Raw genomic sequence first — 2,963 nt, 5'->3', positions numbered from 1 at the left:
CATATGGGGGCCTCAAATTTCATTGAACACAATGAGCCCCCTGAAAAGCCCCCGGATGCAACTTGATTAAGGTAGTATTGGGTTGATTTCAGTGGAGTTCGGTATGTGAGAAAATGACGTATGACAGTGATTATACTTGAGTTTTGTGGAGTTTGGGAGACGTACATAGAAGTGAAAGTGGTGCCCGGACTCGGAATCGACCTTCAATAATATCCGTTTGTTTTTACTGGTTATTTATTAATTCGATAAAAATGATACCTCGAATGGTACCTCGTAATGATTTTACTGGTTGTTGGCAGGTATTTCCGTAGCGACAGGTTACCGATTTGAGACTGTCTGAAACCCTTACTTCGATTCCTTCATTCGATTCCCGATTCACCTGTGGATGATACCCCTGACGAGAGCAAAATCAAAGGTCATCCAACGGCTGATGGGCGCATGGTTCTGCAAGCCCCCTATTGATATCACGTGAACCATGCATGGCGCGTTCGATACGAACTTCCGTGTCCAGGACTCTGAACGGAAGAAGGTCACAGCCATAAGTGGAGCACCTGATCCCAGCCTGCAGCTCTGACCTTTCTCTGTAGAGCACTGGCGATTCAGCTATCAGAAGGCATTGTTGGTACAATTCTTCGGTACAGCTGATCGCACGTACAGGATTATTTTGTGCTATCCAGTCACCGATAGCTTCACAACTCAAGTTCAACCCGTTGTTGAGCATGCGTCCAGAACCGCCAGCGCTGTTTTTCTGAAACAGGCATAAGCCTCATCCCATGTAATTTGATTGTCACCGTATACCATCGGTTCAACAAATTGTTGGAAGCGTATTTTGTGTATGGGCTCATCCCTTAATGCATTCAGCCCCATTTTGAGTTCATCAATTGGTGAGGTGCAGAACTGAGGATATTGGTTGCCATAGCGTTCAATATCTTGCTGAATACATTCATGGACAAATATGCTTAGTTGCGGCGTGTCCTGCGCTTGCTCTCTGACAATGCAATAATTATCGTAGATATGGCGTACCAGTGCCTCGTCATCCTGACGTGTTGGGTCGCGCACAACCGCTGCTGTTCTGCGCATCATGGAAATCAGCTTTTCAGCTTGTGTGGAAACGATGGTTGCGCAGGGAAAATCTTTAATCACTTCACCTTTGCCAGCGTGTTCTGTGACCAGAGATTGGATATCGCGACTTTCAGGCGTTTCAAGAAGGCTTGTTTCCATCAGTTCCAGTTTGATAAAAGGCCTGAGGCAGGGGGACTGTGAATATTCCTGCGGGTATCGTACGGGAATTTCGTTATAACGATATTCATCACGCGTAGTTCTGGCGTTATTGTCATCCAGACTGAAGATCCCGGATTGAGCAATGGCGTCGCTGATTGTTTGTATGATTGCTTTGCGGAGTTTTTTACGTTTATCACGACCATATTTTTGCATAAAACCTTCGACAGGAACCAGCTTAATATCGACATCCTCTGACATCCTGTTTAAGGTTATACCTGCTTTTGATAATGCGGTACCGCCTGCAAATACAAGATTGTGCGTGTCTGGTTTTATATTGCTAAGTAGTCTTAATAATTCAACGACATAGTAATCTTTCTCAACAATAGCAACTGACTCAATACTGAGCTTATCTGCAACGTCGGGAAATAATGATGTTAATTCATGCATTTATTTTGCTTTTCCCTATCACCAGGGTTCGCTTAAACCGGGGTGAGATTTTGATCTCCAGGGTGGCCGGGATCTGTGTTGATTTTCCTTTGTTGTAGCATTCTGTTGCACCCGTCAGTTTGTATTCCACATTCAGGCGTTTAAGGGCTTCAGTCATAACGGCAGAAGAGCCTCCAGGAGCGGCGGGCATAATTTTCCCTGTAATGACATTACGTCGTGCTTTGGTGTAGACACCATAGCCTACCCGCATCAAAACCCCCTCTTTCACCAGCATGCGAAGGATCCTGCCTACCTGATCATAGCTGGCGAGATCTTTGAAATCATCACGAGTGAAAACATAACGCTTTGAACGTTTTAGTCGTGATAAAATCCGGTCTTTAGTCGTCATGGGTTTCTCCTCTGAGAGTTACACGAGTATAGCAAAAATACGACATGTTGAATGGCAAACATACGGCACAAATATTATCTCGCTGCCAGTGCCTCCGGATAGTGCCGGGCGATGATGTCGTTCAACTTATCGACCAGCTCTGGCCGTTTGAACGTGATATGAGCCGTTCCCTTCTGAAAGTACTTGATCGCAAACATCTCATCCTCATAGCGGGTGCTGTGTCTGTTCTCATGGATATGATCGCCGAGACGGCGGGTAACGTCGGCGCGACTGTCTGGTATGGGTTGTCCATCCAGTAGCATCAGCATGCGCTCAAGGTCCGCCAGGCGGTCACGCTGCCAGCCCCAGTTCAGTCCAAATCCCCAGCGATCGTATTTGACCAGCCCCGTCACGATGATTTTCCCGCCAAACCTACAGGGGCTGTTTGTCTTAAAATTCCAGCTCAGCCCCTTAAACACGTTAATCATGCCACGTTCAAAGACTTCACCTTTATTCAGATGTAATTGCTCAAACGTGCTGAGAATATTGTCTTCAGAGATCGCCGGAATATCCTCCTTTTCCAGGCTGTTGTACCACTGGTCACGAGACTGCGCGTCCATAAGCGACAGCATTCCGGAGCGTTGCATCAGGTCTCGCCATATGCCGCGATCGATGTTGCGGGTAATGGCTTTCATCGCTGTTTCTGTTTTCTCCATCAGCCAGCAGTCGTAACGATATTGCCGTACTCCCCATTCATTGGCTTTACCGCCGCCGATACTGCCGGTCAGTGTCGATATTTCGTCGAGTTGCTGTATCAGCGTTTCAATTTGTGCCAGAGCCGCGTTGCGTCTGGTTGCGTATTCCGCTCTGATCGATCATGTTTTCGCGTGGAACGTCGATCAGCGATTCGCAGCTGATCGATCATCCG

The 2,963-nt window shown here is 47.0% G+C and carries 3 protein-coding genes and 1 pseudogene; all 4 read right to left on the bottom strand.

Features of this window, described 5'->3' with window-relative positions; all coding sequences use genetic code 11:
- Positions 1–409 precede the first annotated feature (409 nt).
- Positions 410–721: a type II toxin-antitoxin system RelE/ParE family toxin gene (locus DEO48_RS27280; protein WP_109846548.1), complete on the bottom strand. Its 312-nt coding sequence runs from the start codon at positions 719–721 to the stop codon at positions 410–412.
- A complete protein-coding gene (locus DEO48_RS24640; RefSeq protein ID WP_109846547.1) occupies positions 703–1,668 on the bottom strand; it encodes a nucleotidyl transferase AbiEii/AbiGii toxin family protein in 966 nt (321 codons plus the stop codon). Before DEO48_RS24640 ends, DEO48_RS27280 begins: the two co-directional genes overlap by 19 nt.
- The gene (locus DEO48_RS24635; protein WP_109846546.1) at positions 1,661–2,056 is read right to left on the bottom strand and encodes a DUF6088 family protein; all 396 of its coding nucleotides are present in this window, start codon (positions 2,054–2,056) and stop codon (positions 1,661–1,663) included. Before DEO48_RS24635 ends, DEO48_RS24640 begins: the two co-directional genes overlap by 8 nt.
- Positions 2,057–2,130: 74 nt before the next feature.
- Positions 2,131–2,889, bottom strand: a pseudogene (locus DEO48_RS24630) (DUF4942 domain-containing protein); the annotation flags it as partial.
- Positions 2,890–2,963 lie beyond the last annotated feature (74 nt).

The sequence above is a fragment of the Enterobacter sp. CGMCC 5087 genome (assembly GCF_003144775.1).
Taxonomy (GTDB): Bacteria; Pseudomonadota; Gammaproteobacteria; order Enterobacterales; family Enterobacteriaceae; genus Enterobacter; species Enterobacter cloacae_M.
Note: the sequence above shows the minus strand (reverse complement) of the source record. Positions and strands in the feature narration are given on the sequence as shown.